Annotated in this window: 15 protein-coding genes; 9 read left to right on the top strand and 6 right to left on the bottom strand. The window is 59.1% G+C overall.

What is annotated here, in order from left to right; translation table 11 throughout:
- Window positions 1–41 precede the first annotated feature (41 nt).
- Together H8F23_RS25195 and H8F23_RS25200 are read left to right on the top strand one after the other, a co-directional pair.
- The gene (locus tag H8F23_RS25195) at window positions 42–257 is read left to right on the top strand and encodes a dodecin (protein ID WP_003220389.1); all 216 of its coding nucleotides are present in this window, start codon (window positions 42–44) and stop codon (window positions 255–257) included.
- A 128-nt stretch (window positions 258–385) separates the two neighbouring features.
- Complete coding sequence (locus H8F23_RS25200) at window positions 386–607, top strand: DUF1161 domain-containing protein (protein ID WP_194936182.1); 222 nt, start codon at window positions 386–388, stop codon at window positions 605–607.
- A 274-nt stretch (window positions 608–881) separates the two neighbouring features.
- Here H8F23_RS25200 and H8F23_RS25205 read toward each other — a convergent pair whose 3' ends face one another.
- The gene (locus H8F23_RS25205) at window positions 882–1,883 is read right to left on the bottom strand and encodes an LLM class flavin-dependent oxidoreductase (protein ID WP_095113090.1); all 1,002 of its coding nucleotides are present in this window, start codon (window positions 1,881–1,883) and stop codon (window positions 882–884) included.
- A gap of 242 nt (window positions 1,884–2,125) precedes the next feature.
- Between H8F23_RS25205 and H8F23_RS25210 the strand changes: the two genes are divergently transcribed.
- Both H8F23_RS25210 and H8F23_RS25215 read left to right on the top strand, forming a co-directional pair.
- Window positions 2,126–2,557, top strand: a complete 432-nt coding sequence (locus H8F23_RS25210; protein ID WP_007911695.1) for an OsmC family protein — start codon at window positions 2,126–2,128, stop codon at window positions 2,555–2,557.
- Window positions 2,558–2,816: 259 nt separating this feature from the next.
- Window positions 2,817–3,056: a DUF1161 domain-containing protein gene (locus tag H8F23_RS25215; RefSeq protein WP_093429479.1), complete on the top strand. Its 240-nt coding sequence runs from the start codon at window positions 2,817–2,819 to the stop codon at window positions 3,054–3,056.
- 6 nt (window positions 3,057–3,062) lie between these two features.
- Here H8F23_RS25215 and H8F23_RS25220 read toward each other — a convergent pair whose 3' ends face one another.
- Window positions 3,063–3,482 (bottom strand): PA0061/PA0062 family lipoprotein, encoded by a 420-nt coding sequence (locus H8F23_RS25220; protein WP_186620380.1) that lies wholly within the window; start codon window positions 3,480–3,482, stop codon window positions 3,063–3,065.
- A 40-nt stretch (window positions 3,483–3,522) separates the two neighbouring features.
- Window positions 3,523–3,945 (bottom strand): PA0061/PA0062 family lipoprotein, encoded by a 423-nt coding sequence (locus tag H8F23_RS25225; protein ID WP_034152270.1) that lies wholly within the window; start codon window positions 3,943–3,945, stop codon window positions 3,523–3,525.
- Window positions 3,946–4,004: 59 nt separating this feature from the next.
- On the opposite strand from H8F23_RS25225, the gene H8F23_RS25230 reads away from it, so the two are divergent.
- A complete protein-coding gene (locus H8F23_RS25230; RefSeq protein WP_194936183.1) occupies window positions 4,005–5,087 on the top strand; it encodes an aminopeptidase in 1,083 nt (360 codons plus the stop codon).
- A gap of 93 nt (window positions 5,088–5,180) precedes the next feature.
- Here the strand turns inward: H8F23_RS25230 and H8F23_RS25235 are convergent, their stop codons facing one another.
- Window positions 5,181–5,831 (bottom strand): HAD family hydrolase, encoded by a 651-nt coding sequence (locus tag H8F23_RS25235; protein WP_194936184.1) that lies wholly within the window; start codon window positions 5,829–5,831, stop codon window positions 5,181–5,183.
- A gap of 28 nt (window positions 5,832–5,859) precedes the next feature.
- Window positions 5,860–6,405: a gamma carbonic anhydrase family protein gene (locus H8F23_RS25240; RefSeq protein ID WP_093429483.1), complete on the bottom strand. Its 546-nt coding sequence runs from the start codon at window positions 6,403–6,405 to the stop codon at window positions 5,860–5,862.
- A gap of 88 nt (window positions 6,406–6,493) precedes the next feature.
- Here H8F23_RS25240 and prlC point away from each other — a divergent pair, with 88 nt between their 5' ends.
- Both prlC and H8F23_RS25250 read left to right on the top strand, forming a co-directional pair.
- Window positions 6,494–8,545: an oligopeptidase A gene (gene prlC, locus H8F23_RS25245; protein ID WP_095113094.1), complete on the top strand. Its 2,052-nt coding sequence runs from the start codon at window positions 6,494–6,496 to the stop codon at window positions 8,543–8,545.
- Window positions 8,542–8,829, top strand: a complete 288-nt coding sequence (locus H8F23_RS25250; protein WP_194936185.1) for a YheV family putative zinc ribbon protein — start codon at window positions 8,542–8,544, stop codon at window positions 8,827–8,829. The genes prlC and H8F23_RS25250 overlap by 4 nt, the downstream gene beginning before the upstream one ends.
- A gap of 49 nt (window positions 8,830–8,878) precedes the next feature.
- Here H8F23_RS25250 and H8F23_RS25255 read toward each other — a convergent pair whose 3' ends face one another.
- Window positions 8,879–9,523: a dual specificity protein phosphatase family protein gene (locus H8F23_RS25255; protein ID WP_194936186.1), complete on the bottom strand. Its 645-nt coding sequence runs from the start codon at window positions 9,521–9,523 to the stop codon at window positions 8,879–8,881.
- Window positions 9,524–9,826: 303 nt separating this feature from the next.
- On the opposite strand from H8F23_RS25255, the gene H8F23_RS25260 reads away from it, so the two are divergent.
- Window positions 9,827–10,573, top strand: a complete 747-nt coding sequence (locus tag H8F23_RS25260) for a gluconate 2-dehydrogenase subunit 3 family protein (protein WP_194936187.1) — start codon at window positions 9,827–9,829, stop codon at window positions 10,571–10,573.
- Between the two features lie 2 nt (window positions 10,574–10,575).
- Window positions 10,576–12,360, top strand: coding sequence for a GMC family oxidoreductase (locus H8F23_RS25265; protein WP_116254160.1), 1,785 nt, complete (start codon window positions 10,576–10,578; stop codon window positions 12,358–12,360).
- The last annotated feature ends 9 nt before the right edge of the window (window positions 12,361–12,369 follow it).

Genomic DNA, 12,369 nt, shown 5'->3' on the forward strand with positions numbered 1-12,369 from the left:
ATTCACTGCTAGTCTCAATTCCACACGCCAAGGAGATCGTTATGAGTGACCATCACACGTACAAGAAAGTCGAGCTGGTCGGTTCGTCCACCAGCAGCATCGAAGACGCCATCAACAACGCGCTGGCCGAAGCCAACAAGAGCATCAAGCATCTTGAGTGGTTTGAAGTGGTCGACACCCGTGGCCACATCAAGGACGGCAAGGCGGCGCACTTTCAGGTGACGCTGAAAGTCGGCTTCCGCATTGCCAGCAGCTGAGTTTGGTCTAGTCTTCTGAACTTGCGCGCTGGCCGAGTGCCATAGGAATGGCAAAGCGCTACAGGGTGGCTGCATCAGGTGAATGACCTGATGCCCGCCTCTTTTGATCCGACCAGGGAGTGCGACCGATGAAGAAGTTCATGTTGGCAGTAGGTTTGTTGAGCCTTGCGGGTGGTGCGTTTGCTGCCGGCAAGCCATGTGAAGAGCTGAAAAGCGAGATTGCGGCGAAGCTGGATGCCAAGGGCGTTTCCGGGTATTCGCTGGAGATTGTCGATAAGGGCGCGGCGGCTGGCGGCAAAGTCGTTGGCACCTGCGAGGGCGGCTCAAAGGTCATTGTCTACACGAAGTAAACTGATCGCGCCTGAAATGCAAAAGCCGACGTGAAGGCGTCGGCTTTTTTGTGTCTGAAAGTTTTGTGGTGTGTTTGAGATTGATCCCCCTCACCCCAGCCCTCTCCCCCAGAGGGGCGAGGGGGAAAGGGAGCAGATCGGGGGTTGTTCAGAACCTGAGTACGACTGGAGTTTTCAGGTCGATGTTGGGCGCAAGAACACCTCGGTCAGTCCCCTCTCCCTCCGGGCGGTCCGACGTTTCGGGAGGGTTAGGGTGAGGGTGTTTTTTGGCCTTTCAGCCCTTCATCACCTGCGCCAACAACTCGTAGGAATGCACACGATCAGCGTGTTCGTAGAGATCACTGGTAAAAATCAGCTCATCCGCCTGGGTCTGCTCAATCAGCACTTCAAGTTTGGCGCGAATCTTCTGCGGGCTACCCACCATCGCGAGCCCAAGGAAATCACCCACCGCCTCACGCTCATGCGGCAACCACAGCCCGTCCATGGTTTTCACCGGCGGACGCTGCACCAGGCTCTGCCCGCGCATCAACGCGAGAATACGCTGGTACACCGACGTCGCCAGGTAATCGGCTTGTTCATCGGTATCCGCCGCCACCAGCGGCACACCCAGCATCACGTACGGCTTGTCGAGCACTGCCGACGGTTTGAAGTGATTGCGATAAACGCGAATGGCCTCATGCATGAAGCGTGGGGCGAAGTGCGAGGCAAAGGCATACGGCAAACCGCGCTCGCCAGCCAATTGCGCACTGAACAGGCTGGAACCGAGCAGCCAGATCGGCACATTGGTGCCGGTGCCCGGCATCGCGATCACGCGCTGATCCGGCGTGCGCGGGCCGAGGTAGCGCACCAGTTCGGCGACGTCTTCGGGGAAATCATCGGCGCTGCCGGAGCGTTCACGGCGCAACGCCCGAGCAGTCATTTGATCGGAGCCGGGCGCGCGGCCCAGGCCGAGATCGATCCGTCCCGGATAGAGACTTTCGAGGGTGCCGAACTGCTCGGCGATCACCAGCGGCGCATGGTTGGGCAGCATCACGCCGCCGGAGCCGACGCGGATGGTCGACGTGCCGCCCGCCAGATAACCCAGCAGCACCGATGTTGCCGAACTGGCAATGCCGTCCATGTTGTGGTGTTCGGCCACCCAGAACCGCGTGTAGCCGAATTTCTCGACGTGCTGCGCCAGATCCAGTGAGTTGCGCAGCGATTGCGCCGGGCTGCCGTTTTCGCGCACCGGTACCAAATCGAGGGTGGAAAATTTTACGTCGGACAGTTGCTTCATAAACCTGCGTCTCCGAGTGAGGAGGCAGGTTCTTCTTGCAAACGAAAACCTGCCGAATCCATAAGCGTGTTTTGTGCAATGAGGGCATATACCCGAGTTTCAATAGCAGTGATGAAATTTCCTACTAAAAAAGTCAACGATTCAGCCGGGCTGAACTTTGCTGCGGCGTCTATCCTCAGAAGCCTTGCAAGCAAAAACCACGACGACGCGGCGTTTCCGCGTCAGATCTTGAGGAGGCAGACATGGCTATCGTGAAGAAAGCATCCGCGCATTGGGCAGGCGATCTGAAAACCGGCATCGGCTCGATCTCCACCGAAACCGGTGTCCTCAGAGAAGCCCCTTACGGCTTCAAGGCGCGCTTTGAGGGCGGCAAGGGCACTAACCCGGAAGAGCTGATCGGCGCGGCGCATGCCGGCTGTTTCTCCATGGCGTTTTCGATGATTCTGGGCGATGCGGGCCTGAAGGCTGACAGCATTGATACTCAGGCTGAAGTGACCCTGGATCAGGTGGATGGCGGCTTCGCGATCACTGCGGTGAAGCTGATACTGAAGGCGAAAATCCCTGGAGCGACTCAGGAGCAGTTTGAAGAGCTGAGCAACAAGGCCAAGGAAGGGTGCCCGGTGTCGAAAGTGCTGAATGCGAAGATTACGCTTGAGGCTTCGCTGGTCAGTTGATTCGGCGTTGACCGGTCTGACGCTATCGCGAGCAGGCTCACTCCTAGAGTTGATCTCCATCGGACACAATTATTGTGAGCGACGAAGATCCCCTGTAGGAGTGAAGCTGCTCGCGATAGCCATTTGCAGATCACCCAAGGTTTGAAACCTTCAGCACAAGTTGTGAGCGAAGTCAGAACCCTCGCTGTAAAAATATGGTCGAATAAGTGACAGCAGCTTCAGCGCACGCCCGTGCGCGCTGCCTCAGGGAGCTTCACTCATGAAACGTATTGGCTTGGCGATCCTCTGCAGTGCACTGGCCACCTCGGTAATTGCGGCACCCAAAGACTGCGAGGAACTGAAGAAAGAAATCGAAGTGAAGATTCAGGCCAAAGCCGTGCCCTCCTACACGCTGGAAATCGTCAGCAAGAAAGAGGCTGCAAAACACGATATCGCCATGGTTGTCGGCACTTGCGACTATGGCCGCAAGAAAATCATCTACCAGAAGAACGACAGCTGAGTCACCTCAGATAATGCAGTTGTAGTCGTAATCCTCGGCGACGATTTCACGCTTGGCGTTATACAGCCGGGCGCTCGGTGTGAACCCCAGCGAACGCCCTTCCAGCACATAACGCTGCCCGGCCTCGAAATGGTCATAGCGGATGTACAGGTAGCACAGCCGCTCTACGGGGCCGGTCATCAGGGCGCCACCACCGCCAAACACTTCGAAATCAAACCGCACGCGCAATTCGTGGCTGCCCGGCGTGACCTGAAAGTAGCGCCCGTCATTCAGTCGCTGTTTGTCGAGGCGCTCGGCCATGAGCACTTTACCGCCGGGTGTCGGCGTCGAAAAATCGACCCAGGCCATCTGTGGATCGACCGGGGGCAATGGCGTCTGACAACCGGCCACAAGACTGGCAACGAGCAACAACAGCAACTGGCGCATGACGAATATCCACTGATCTGAATACTCAGCATAGCGCCGTTCAGGTTCGCTGACAGCCTGCCGGCGTGCCTTGGCCGACCACTTTGCGCTGCTCGTCATAGAGCTTGGCCCAAGGCCGGAAACCAATACTGCCGGCCTGCAACTGATAACGCTGGCCGGCGTTGAAGTCCTTGAATTTCACGCTCAACTGGCAATCGCGCCACAGCGGCTCAGCGTCGGGACCGATGTTGGTCGCCTCGACAGGAAATTGATAACGCACCTTCAACTCATGGCTGCCGGGCTGTACTTCGAAGTAGCGTTTGTCGGCAGTCGCTTGGGTATCGACCTGCAGCGCTTGCAGCGCCGTGTCCTGCTGCCGGGCATCCAGATCGATCCAGGCTTGCGAAGGGTCAGGATCGGGCATTCCGAATCCGGCACAACCGGCCAGCGTCAGCAGGCCTCCTGACAGCATCAACATGCGCATAGCGGTGCTCCTTAAGGCGGGATAGTCTTGCGGGCAGACTCTCCGGGGGATTTCTTATTTTGAGCAGGCCGTTTCCAAGCCTTGGGTTACTTGATCGCGTTTTTCGGATTTTGTTTCCGGGTGTGATGTTTTTGTTGCTCAACGGTTGCGCCAGCGTCAGCTATTACGGTCAGTTGGCCAGCGGCCAACTGCAATTGCTGCGGGCGCGCGAGCCTGTGGAAAAGGTGATCAACGATTCGAGCCGCGACGCGACACTGCGCGAACACCTGGCGCAAGCGCAAAAGGCCCGCGCCTTTGCGAGTGAACATCTGCATTTACCGGATAACCAGAGCTATCGCCTGTACGCCGACATCCATCGCCCGTACGTGGTGTGGAATGTGTTCGCCACTCAAGAGTTCTCCCTGACACCGCAGAACCATTGCTTCCCGATTGCCGGCTGCGTGGCCTATCGCGGTTACTACAGCCAGAGCGCCGCGCGCGGCGAGGCGGCGATCCAGCGCTTGCAGGGTATGGACGTGTCGATTGGCGGTGTCGAGGCCTATTCGACGCTCGGCTGGTTCAACGACCCGATCCTCAATTCGATGATGGGCTGGGGCGACGAGCGCCTGGCCACGCTGATCTTTCATGAGCTGGCGCACCAGCGTTTCTATGTGAAGGACGACACCGAGTTCAACGAGTCCTTTGCCACGTTCGTCGAGCAGGAAGGCACGCGGCAGTGGCGAGCGTTTCGCGGGTTGGCGGCGGATACCGATTCACGGCTGAAACAGCGCGATCAGTTTATTGAGTTGGTACTCGATACCCGCTCACGGCTGGAAAATCTCTATGCACAGTCATTGCCGGTTGAGCAGATGCGCGAACGCAAAGCGGCAGAGTTCGAGCAGTTTCGCCGGGATTATCGGCTGATGAGAGACAGTCAGTGGGCCGGAGACAAACGTTATGACGCCTGGGTGAATGCGCCGCTGAACAATGCGCGCTTGTTGCCGTTTGGGCTGTATGACCAATGGGTGCCGGCGTTTTCGGCGGTGTTCAAAAAGGTCGGGGGGGATTGGCTGAGGTTTTATGCGGAGGTTGAGCGGTTGGGTCGGTTGCCGGTGGCTGAGCGAAAGGCGGCGCTGAAAGCGTTGGCAGATTCGAAAGACTGAGGTGGCTGAAAGGGCGTCATCGCGAGCAGGCTCACTCCTACAGGGGAATGCGCTCCAGATGTAGGAGTGAGCCTGCTCGCGATAGCAATCTAATCAGCGCTGCAGAAACGCCTGATGCAACTCGTCCAGCGTTTCGAAATGATACGCCGGCGCCTCGGCACTCAACTCTTCAAAACTGCCAAACCCATAACCGACCGCCGCCGCATCCAGCCCATTGCTGCGCGCCCCGATCAGATCATGCTTACGGTCACCGATCATCAACGTATTCGCCGGATCCAGCCCTTCTTCCTCGATCAGATGCGCAATCAACTCAACCTTGTTGGTCCGCGTGCCATCCAGCTCACTGCCGTAAATCACCTTGAAGTGCCGGGCGAAATCAAAATGCCGGGCAATCTCGCGGGCAAATTCCCACGGCTTCGAGGTGGCGATATACAGCTGCCGGCCTTGGCCACTGAGGGTTTCCAGCAACGGCGTGACGCCATCGAACACACGGTTCTCGTACAGGCCCGTCACTTTGAAGCGCTCGCGATAGAAATTCACCGCCTGCCATGCCTTGGCCTCATCGAATCCGTAAAACTGCATGAACGCCTGCAATAACGGCGGGCCGATGAAGTGTTCCAGCTTGGTCAGATCCGGCTCATCGATGCCGAGCTTGGCGAGGGCGAACTGGATGGAACGGGTGATGCCCTCACGCGGGTCGGTCAGGGTGCCATCAAGGTCGAACAGTACGGTCTGGTAATGCATGAGAAATCCTGAGCAGGTGTAAGGCGATTCAGAGCTGGTCGTAGCCTTCGGCCAGATGCAGGTCCTTGAGTTTCACGTAGTTCGCCGCGCTGTAGGTGAAGAAAGCTTTTTCCTTGTCGGTGAGTTCTCGCACCTGTTTCACCGGGCTACCCACATAGAGGAAGCCACTTTGCAGGCGCTTTCCCGGCGGCACCAGGCTGCCGGCGCCGATGATCACGTCGTCCTCGACCACCGCGCCGTCCATGACGATGCTGCCCATGCCGATCAACACGCGGCTGCCGACGGTACAGCCGTGCAGCATGACTTTGTGGGCGATGGTCACGTCATCGCCGATCAGCAGCGGGAAGCCGTCGGGGTTGAACGGGCCGGCGTGGGTGATGTGCAACACGCAGCCGTCCTGCACGCTGGTGCGCGCACCGATACGGATACGGTGCATGTCGCCACGGATCACGGTCAGCGGCCAGACAGAACTGTCTTCGCCGATTTCGACGTCGCCGATAACCACCGCCGAGCCGTCGACAAACGCGCCTTTGTTCAAGTGCGGGGTGTGATTCTGGTACTTGCGAACGGACACGATAATTTCTCTCTCTGTCGCCGATAGCTGCGGTGAATGCCGATTGTAATTAAGATGGGGCAATGTTTCCCCAGCCAAGGTGCCAACCGTGAGCGTGAACAACCCTCTTCTGCAGTCCTACGACCTGCCGCCGTTCTCCACGATCCGTGCCGAACACGTCCTGCCCGCCATCGAAACGATCCTGGCCGACAACCGCGCCGCCATTGCCGAAATCCTCAAGACTCAGGTTCAGAACCCGACTTGGGCCGGCCTGGTACTGGCGATGGACGAACTCAATGACCGCCTCGGTGCTGCCTGGAGCCCGGTCAGCCACCTCAATGCCGTGTGCAACAGCGCCGAATTGCGTGAAGCCTACGAGTCATGCCTGCCGGCTTTGAGCGCCTACTCCACCGAGATGGGCCAGAACCGCGAGCTGTTCCAGGCTTATGAAGCGCTGGCCAACAGCCCGGAAGCCGCCGGTTTCGACGTGGCGCAAAAGACTATTCTGGAACACGCCCTGCGTGATTTCCGTCTGTCGGGTATCGACCTGCCGGAAGCCGAACAGAAACGCTACGCCGAAGTGCAGAGCAAACTGTCCGAGCTGGGCAGCCGTTTCTCCAATCAACTGCTCGACGCCACTCAGGCGTGGACCAAGCACGTCACCGACGAAGCCGCCCTCGCCGGCCTGACCGATTCAGCCAAGGCGCAAATGGCTGCTGCCGCACAGGCCAAAGGCCTCGACGGCTGGCTGATCACCCTGGAATTCCCGAGCTACTACGCGGTGATGACCTACGCGCAAGACCGCGCGCTGCGCGAAGAAGTCTATGCCGCTTACTGCACCCGCGCCTCGGACCAAGGCCCGAACGCCGGTCAGAACGACAACGGCCCGGTGATGGAAGAGATCCTCGACCTGCGTCAGGAACTGGCCAAACTGTTGGGCTTCGCCAGTTTCTCCGAGCTGAGCCTGGCCACCAAAATGGCTGAATCCAGCGATCAGGTGCTGAGCTTCCTGCGCGATCTGGCCAAGCGCAGCAAACCGTTTGCCGCGCAGGATCTGCAACAGCTACGCGCCTACGCCGCCGAACAGGGCTGCGCCGATCTGCAAAGCTGGGACAGCGGTTTCTACGGTGAAAAGCTGCGTGAACAACGTTACAGCGTTGCTCAGGAAACCCTGCGCGCCTACTTCCCGATCGACAAAGTGCTGGGCGGTCTGTTCGCCATCGTGCAGCGTCTGTACGGCATCGAAATCGCTGAACAGAAAGGTTTCGACACCTGGCATCCGGACGTGCGCCTGTTCGAAATCAAGGAAAACGGCCAGCACGTCGGCCGCTTTTTCTTCGACCTCTACGCCCGCGCCAACAAGCGTGGCGGTGCCTGGATGGATGGCGCCCGCGACCGTCGCCGCACCGTCGACGGCGTGCTGCAAAGCCCGGTGGCCAATCTGGTGTGCAACTTCACCCCGGCCGACAGCGGCAAGCCTGCGCTGCTGACCCACGATGAAGTGACCACGCTGTTCCACGAATTCGGTCATGGCCTGCATCACTTGCTGACCCGCGTTGATCACGCCGGCGTTTCCGGGATCAACGGTGTGGCATGGGACGCGGTCGAGCTGCCAAGCCAGTTCATGGAAAACTGGTGCTGGGAGCCGGAAGGCCTCGCACTGATTTCCGGTCACTACGAAAGCGGCGAGCCGCTGCCCCAGGACCTGCTGGAAAAAATGCTCGCGGCGAAGAATTTCCAGTCCGGCCTGATGATGGTCCGTCAGCTCGAGTTCTCGCTGTTCGACTTCGAACTGCACGCCACCCACGGCGACGGCCGCAGCGTGCTGCAAGTGCTCGAAGGCGTGCGTGACGAGGTATCGGTGATGCGTCCGCCGGCCTACAACCGTTTCCCGAACAGCTTCGCACACATCTTTGCCGGCGGTTACGCGGCGGGTTACTACAGCTACAAGTGGGCTGAAGTGCTGTCGGCCGATGCCTTCTCGAAATTCGAAGAAGACGGCGTGCTCAACGCTGAAACCGGTCGAGCCTTCCGTGAAGCGATTCTCGCGCGCGGCGGTTCGCAGGCGCCGATGGTGCTGTTCGTCGACTTCCGTGGCCGTGAGCCATCGATTGACGCACTCTTGCGCCACAGCGGCCTGAGTGAGGACGCGGCAGCATGAGTGAGGCACCTTTGATTACCAAGAAACGCTTTATCGCCGGGGCGGTCTGCCCGGCGTGCAGCGAACCGGACAAGCTGATGATGTGGAACGAGGACGGTGTGCCGCACCGCGAATGTGTGGCCTGCGGTTACTCGGATACGCTAAACGAGCAAGGGCTGTCGGTACCGAAAGAACTGGGCACGCGGGTCAACACCAGCGCGCTGAACAAACCTGCGCCAGACAAGACGGTGCAGGCAGTACAGTTCTTCCCGAATCCGAAGCTCAAGAAGAAATCCGAAGACTGAGCTGCAGCTTGAAAACCTTCCACGATGCAATGTCGTGGAAGGTAGCGGATTACTTCAGATTGACTGACTGAAACCAGCTCTTCATCGAGCAGGTGGCAAACGCACTGGTGCTGCAATCACCATTGGCCAGAGCGGTGCGCAGCTTGTCGACATCGGCCTGCATCACATAACGCACGCCATCCTTGAAATGACCGCTTTCTCCAAATCCGCCCTGAGTCATTTCATTCAGCGCATCTTCCTTGCTCCAGCCTTGCACCACGATCCGGTACATCGCCGCCATCAGGCCGGTGCGGTCAGAGCCGTGTTTGCAATGCATCAACACCGGACCGTTGGCTTCGGCGGACTGAATCGCGCGCAGAGTCTTGAGCACATCGGCGTCATCGACATGATTGGTGCGGTAAGGCAATTGCACCTGATTGATGCCCGGCTCGGACAACCAGTTACTGTCCGCTTCCGGAAGGAAGTTGATCACCGTGGCGACTTTCAGATTCTTCAGCAACGGCACCGCACCGCCATCGGGCAAGGCGCTGCGATAGAGCGTCGGCGACATCTGGAACAGGTTGTATTGCACTTCGACCGGTTGCGCCCAATCAGCAGGACGAACTGTTGCAGTTGCCGCAGCCTGGGCAGGTATCCAGGGCAACAGCACCAATAGCGATAAGCACAAAGCGGAAAAAAAACGCACTCGGGACATGCTGGGGTAACCGTGTCGGGGTTCATCGGTGAGAGGAACTGCAGCTTCGATGTTGAGCGGTCAAAGCCCTGTGAGGCGCTTGTCAAAGAATCGTGAATCCGCACGGTTTCATGCACTGGTATGCGGAAAGCCGCTGTTTTTTTCCACTGAATCGATTCATCCCGAAGCTTAGCCTGCTACCATTTGTCACACGATGTTGCAGACGCGTCCCCATTTTCCGGGTCATACCGTCACGTCGCGACGAAAAATCCTCAAGCCGTTCGCAGAAGCGGCTGTCCCCTAATGCCTGATGAGGTGCACCCCATGTCTGATGAAGATCGAGACAACCCGCGGCGTGAGTTCTTGCGCAAATCCCTGACCCTGATTCCGGTGGTCACCCTGGCTGGCACCGGTCTGGGCAGCAGCGTCTTGCAAGCAGCGCCTGAAGCCAAACCGGCTGCGCCCGCGCCGCAACCGGTTCGCGCTGATGCCAGCGTGTATCAGCCGAGCTATTTCACCGCCGAAGAATGGGCGTTCATCAATGCTGCCGTCGCACAGCTGATCCCCAACGATGCCCAAGGTCCGGGTGCGCTAGAAGCCGGTGTCCCGGAATACATCGACCGGCAGATGAACACGCCGTACGCCGCCGGTGCGCTTTGGTACATGCAAGGCCCGTTCAATGCCGACGCCGCTCCGGAAATGGGTTGGCAGAGCAAACTGGTGCCCAAAGAGATCTATCGCCTCGGCATCGCCGCCACGGATCAGTGGGCAAAATCCCTCAACGGTAAAGTATTTGCTGAGCAAGACAGCGCTACCCGAGAAGATTTGCTCAAGCAACTCGAAGCCGGGAAACCTCAGTTTGACGCCGTTCCAGCGAAGATTTTTTTCAATCTGCTGCTGCAAAACACCAAGGAAGGGTTCTTCTGCGACCCGATCCACGGCGGCAACAAAGGCATGGTCGGCTGGACCATGATCGGCTTCCCCGGCGCCCGCGCCGATTTCATGGATTGGGTGGAACGTAACGAGCAATACCCCTTCCCGGCAGTTTCGATTCGCGGCGAGAGGGCGTAAGCATGGCAACGGTAATGAAGAAGGTTGACGCAGTGATCGTGGGTTTCGGCTGGACCGGCGCGATCATGGCCAAGGAGCTGACCGAAGCGGGTCTCAACGTGCTGGCGCTGGAGCGCGGGCCGATGCAGGACACCTACCCGGACGGCAACTATCCGCAGGTGATCGACGAACTCACCTACAGCGTGCGCAAAAAACTCTTTCAGGACATCTCCAAAGAAACCGTCACCATTCGCCACAGCGTCAACGACATCGCCCTGCCGAACCGCCAGTTGGGCGCGTTTCTGCCGGGCAATGGTGTTGGCGGCGCCGGACTGCACTGGTCGGGCGTGCACTTCCGGGTCGATCCGATCGAGTTGCGCATGCGCAGCCACTACGAAGAGCGCTACGGCAAAAGCTTTATCCCCAAGGACATGACCATCCAGGACTTCGGCGTCAGCTATGAAGAACTGGAGCCGTTCTTCGATTTCGCCGAAAAAGTCTTCGGCACCTCGGGCCAGGCCTGGACGGTGAAAGGCCAATTGGTCGGTCAGGGCAAGGGTGGCAACCCGTACGCGCCGGATCGCTCCAACCCGTTCCCGCTGGAAGCGCAGAAAAACACAGTCTCCGCACAGCTGTTCGGCAAAGCGGCGACAGAAGTCGGCTACAAACCCTACAACCTGCCATCCGCAAATACTTCCGGGCCGTACACCAATCCCTACGGCGCGCAGATGGGCCCGTGCAACTTCTGCGGTTTCTGCAGCGGCTATGTTTGCTACATGTACTCCAAGGCGTCGCCGAACGTGAACATTCTGCCGGCACTGAAACCGCTGCCGAATTTCGAACTGCGGCCTAACTCGCATGTGTTGCGGGTCAATCTCGACAGCAGCAAATCCAAAGCCACCGGCGTGACCTACATCGACGGTCAGGGTCGCGAGATCGAGCAACCGGCGGATCTGGTGATTCTCGGCGCGTTCCAGTTGCACAACGTGCGTCTGATGCTGCTGTCCGGCATCGGCAAGCCATACGACCCGATCAGCGGCGAAGGCGTGGTCGGGCGTAACTTTGCCTACCAGAACATGGCGACCATCAAGGCGTTCTTCGACAAGGACACCCACACCAACAACTTCATTGGCGCCGGCGGCAACGGCGTGGCGCTGGATGACTTCAACGCCGACAACTTCGACCACGGCCCGCACGGCTTCGTCGGCGGCTCGCCGATGTGGGTCAACCAGGCTGGCAGCCGGCCGATTGCCGGCACTTCGAACCCGCCGGGCACACCTGCGTGGGGCAGTGCCTGGAAACGCGCGACCGCCGATTACTACACCCACCAGGTGTCGATGGATGCCCACGGCGCGCATCAGTCCTACCGGGGCAACTACCTCGATCTCGATCCGGTGTACCGCGACGCCTACGGCTTGCCGCTGCTGCGGATGACCTTCGACTGGCAGGAAAACGACATCAAGATGAACCGCTTCATGGTCGAGAAAATGGGCAAGGTCGCCGAAGCGATGGGGCCGAAAGCCATCGCGGTGATCGGCAAGAAAGTCGGTGACCACTTCAACACCGCGTCTTACCAGACCACACACCTTAACGGTGGCGCGATCATGGGCACCGATCCGAAGAAGAGCGCGTTGAATCGCTACTTGCAGAGCTGGGACGTGCACAACGTCTTCGTTCCGGGCGCCTCGGCGTTCCCGCAAGGCCTCGGTTACAACCCGACCGGGCTGGTTGCCGCACTGACCTACTGGTCGGCGAAGGCGATCCGCGAGCAATACCTGAAAAACCCCGGCCCGCTGGTTCAGGCTTAAGGAGCGATG

The organism is Pseudomonas neuropathica (genome assembly GCF_015461835.1).
GTDB classification, from domain to species: domain Bacteria; phylum Pseudomonadota; class Gammaproteobacteria; order Pseudomonadales; family Pseudomonadaceae; genus Aquipseudomonas; species Aquipseudomonas neuropathica.

Bases quoted from the DNA above. Each gene is read 5' to 3' on its own strand.
- H8F23_RS25255 (WP_194936186.1), bottom strand. From the start codon at position 9,523: ATGTCCCGAGTGCGTTTTTTTTCCGCTTTGTGCTTATCGCTATTGGTG.
- H8F23_RS25250 (WP_194936185.1), top strand. From the start codon at position 8,542: ATGAGTGAGGCACCTTTGATTACCAAGAAACGCTTTATCGCCGGGGCG.
- H8F23_RS25200 (WP_194936182.1), top strand. From the start codon at position 386: ATGAAGAAGTTCATGTTGGCAGTAGGTTTGTTGAGCCTTGCGGGTGGT.
- H8F23_RS25205 (WP_095113090.1), bottom strand. From the start codon at position 1,883: ATGAAGCAACTGTCCGACGTAAAATTTTCCACCCTCGATTTGGTACCG.
- H8F23_RS25265 (WP_116254160.1), top strand. From the start codon at position 10,576: ATGGCAACGGTAATGAAGAAGGTTGACGCAGTGATCGTGGGTTTCGGC.
- H8F23_RS25235 (WP_194936184.1), bottom strand. From the start codon at position 5,831: ATGCATTACCAGACCGTACTGTTCGACCTTGATGGCACCCTGACCGAC.
- H8F23_RS25195 (WP_003220389.1), top strand. From the start codon at position 42: ATGAGTGACCATCACACGTACAAGAAAGTCGAGCTGGTCGGTTCGTCC.
- H8F23_RS25260 (WP_194936187.1), top strand. From the start codon at position 9,827: ATGTCTGATGAAGATCGAGACAACCCGCGGCGTGAGTTCTTGCGCAAA.
- H8F23_RS25210 (WP_007911695.1), top strand. From the start codon at position 2,126: ATGGCTATCGTGAAGAAAGCATCCGCGCATTGGGCAGGCGATCTGAAA.
- H8F23_RS25225 (WP_034152270.1), bottom strand. From the start codon at position 3,945: ATGCGCATGTTGATGCTGTCAGGAGGCCTGCTGACGCTGGCCGGTTGT.
- H8F23_RS25220 (WP_186620380.1), bottom strand. From the start codon at position 3,482: ATGCGCCAGTTGCTGTTGTTGCTCGTTGCCAGTCTTGTGGCCGGTTGT.
- H8F23_RS25215 (WP_093429479.1), top strand. From the start codon at position 2,817: ATGAAACGTATTGGCTTGGCGATCCTCTGCAGTGCACTGGCCACCTCG.